The sequence below is a fragment of the Streptomyces europaeiscabiei genome (assembly GCF_001550375.1).
GTDB classification, from domain to species: domain Bacteria; phylum Actinomycetota; class Actinomycetes; order Streptomycetales; family Streptomycetaceae; genus Streptomyces; species Streptomyces europaeiscabiei.
This window is the reverse complement of sequence record NZ_LRTR01000542.1, coordinates 1-2,729: the sequence shown is the minus strand read 5'-3', so window position 1 is coordinate 2,729 and position 2,729 is coordinate 1. Positions and strand designations below refer to the sequence as shown.

Below are 2,729 nucleotides of genomic sequence, written 5' to 3'. Positions count from 1 at the left end.
CGCCCGGCGGCGCAGGCAGGGCGGGGGAACCCGCGGTGCGGGCCACGTCGGGGGTGCCGCCCGTACCGCCGGGCGCGAAGCGTTCCAGCAGCACGTCGTGCGGGGGCCGTCGGGTCAGCGACGAGGAGGTGTACCGCCGGCCCACCGCGCTCCCCTCGTCGTCCGGCAGGGCCTCGCGCAGATGGGCGGCGACGGCGCGCGCGATCCCCCGCGACCGCTGCTCGCCCCCGCCCTCGGCGACGAGGTCGAGCAGAACGTCGAGCTGTTCCCGGTCCTCCGGGGAGAGCTTTTCCCGGATCGACTGTGGCTCCGACACGAGCGCGGCGATTAGTTGCTGCTCGTACTCGTCCATTCGTTCCCTCCTCCAATCCGGAATCCGGATGCGGCCGTACGCTAGTGAGCTACGATCCGATTGGCAATTCAAGAGCCGGGGCGGGGGCATTCCCCGAAGCGGGCAGGGGGCTTTCGTGTACACCGAGAATCAGGGTTTAAATGATCACTCCGGTGAATCCGGGATGCCGGACCGATTCGCTCGGATCGACGTGGTCGTGCAACTCCTCGAAGCCGCCGAGGACGCCCTGGGGCAGGAGGACCCGGGAGACGTCGTGGAGCTCGTCGACGAGGTGGAGCGGATCCTGGCGGAGCTGTCCGACTCCCCCTCCGGCGCGGGCGAACGGCGTCTGCTGCTCGGCATGTCGGCCGACGCGGCCCGGCTGCGCTACACGCACGGGCAGGAACCCCAGGACCTGGACGACACGATCGCCCGCCTGGACACCGTCCACTCCCTGACCGTCGAGGCTTTCACGTCCACCGGGCCGGAGGGCCCGCCCGACCACGGTGACCTGATCCTGGTCCGCCGCGAACTCGCCCTCGACCTCGCCGAACGCTGGCGAACGAGCGAGACCGGTTCGCGTCGGTCGGCCGACGCCGACCGGGTCACCGGCCTGCTCGGCCCGATCCTCGACGGACCCGACGTGCGGTATCTGCCGGACCCCGCCCAGTGCCGGGCGGTACTGGGCCTGGTCCTCTCCGACCGCTGCCGGTGCCCCGAACACGACACCCCCGAACGGCTCGCGGACCGCCACGCGGCCATCGGCCACCTGCGGACGGCCCACGACTGCGACGACCTCGACCCGGATCTGCGCCCCGCCGTGGCCTTCGACCTCGCGTTGCTGTCCTACCTCGAACTGGGCGACCGCTACCAGAAGTCCGCCCACCCGGTCGGATCCCCGGACCCCGCCTCGGAGTTCGGGGCGGTGCTGGCCGTACTGCGGCCTCTCCTGGCCGACCGTGGTCCGGGCGGCGCCGACGCGGCCGAACTGGGCGCGGACGTGTGCGACGCGCTCACGCAGTACGGCACCGGACAGCGAGCCCAGGCGACCGCCGTGGACTGGTACCGGGCGGCCCTCACCCATCCCGCACTGCCCGAGGAGGCCGCCCACCGCATCACGACGAACCTGGGGCTCGCCCTGGCGGAACGGTCCGAGCGCAATCGGAAGGACCGGCATCCGGCCGACCCCGCACCGGCCGTCGACCGCGCCGAGGCGGCCGCCCTGTGGGAGAAATCGCTGGCCCGGCTCTCCTCCGCCGCGGACACGGGCGGTTCCGGTACGGCCCCGGACGACGCCGCCGAGGCCCATGAGGACAAGGTGGCGTGTCTGGCGGGGATCGTCGAACTGCTCTGGATCGAGCAGTCGGACGGGCTGCTGGACGACGAGGGCGCCGACCGTCTCACCGCCCGGGCACGTGAACTCGCCTCCCTCATCGGGCCGGACGACACCGACCGGGCCGTACTGGTGCTGAAGACCGCGATCGCTCTGACCCAGCGAGTGATCGGCCGCGGTACGCCGTACGCGTACGACCTCGCCAACCACGCCCTCATGACCGGCACCGCCGATCCGGACCTGGCCCTGACCCGAGCGCTGCCGCGCATGGTGTCGGACCTCCAGGAGGCCATCGACCTCATGCGCACGGGCACCGGCCTCTACCACCACCAGGACGAACTCCACCTCGGCGCCCAGTGCCTGCTGGGCACCGCGCTGCTGCTGGACTTCGCCTGCGCCCTGCCCCAGGTCCGGCACGCATCCCTCCGCGATGCCCTGCGGATTCTGCGCGTGGTCCTGGAACGCGCGCCGGCCGACAGCGAGTTCCGCGACGAGAACCTCCACGGGGCGTTCCTCACCGCGATGCTGTACCGCGTCTGGTACACCGACCCGTTCGCCGTCCCCCAGGGCCCCGGCGGGCCACCGCTTCCGAACGTCACCGGATTCCCCACCGTCGAGGACGATCTGCACCTGCTCGCCGGTCTGCTGGACCCGGCCACCCTGGAACGGGAGCCGCACTTCGTCTGCGTATCCGTCATGGTGAACTTCCTGCGGTCACCGGACTCCATGCCCTCGGCGGCCGACTGCCGTACGTGGTCGGCCCAGTTGCTGCGGGCCGCCCCGCTGCTCGAACCCGAGGCGTGGGCGCTCAGGGCCACGATGCTGGCGGTCGCGGGCACGTTGGGACTCGCCCTCGGCATGAAGGGCGAGGCCACCTTCGCGGACCGGGCCGCCGCCACGGCGGCGCTGCGTGAGGCCCGTGCCCTGCTGCCACCCGGCTCCGAGATGCGCCGGCACATCGACGAGGCGCAGCGACTGGGCGGGGTGACCGACTTCCAGGCGTTGCTGCGCGCCCTGTTCCCGGCCGCCGCGGGACCTCGCCGGCCGGCCGAGCCGCCGAGGTCC

At 72.5% G+C, this 2,729-nt stretch carries 2 pseudogenes; one reads left to right on the top strand and one right to left on the bottom strand.

Features of this window, described 5'->3' with window-relative positions:
- A pseudogene (locus AWZ10_RS26685) lies at positions 1-352 on the bottom strand (DUF3168 domain-containing protein); the annotation flags it as partial.
- A 163-nt stretch (positions 353-515) separates the two neighbouring features.
- On the opposite strand from AWZ10_RS26685, the pseudogene AWZ10_RS26680 reads away from it, so the two are divergent.
- A pseudogene (locus tag AWZ10_RS26680) lies at positions 516-2,729 on the top strand (CHAT domain-containing protein); the annotation flags it as partial.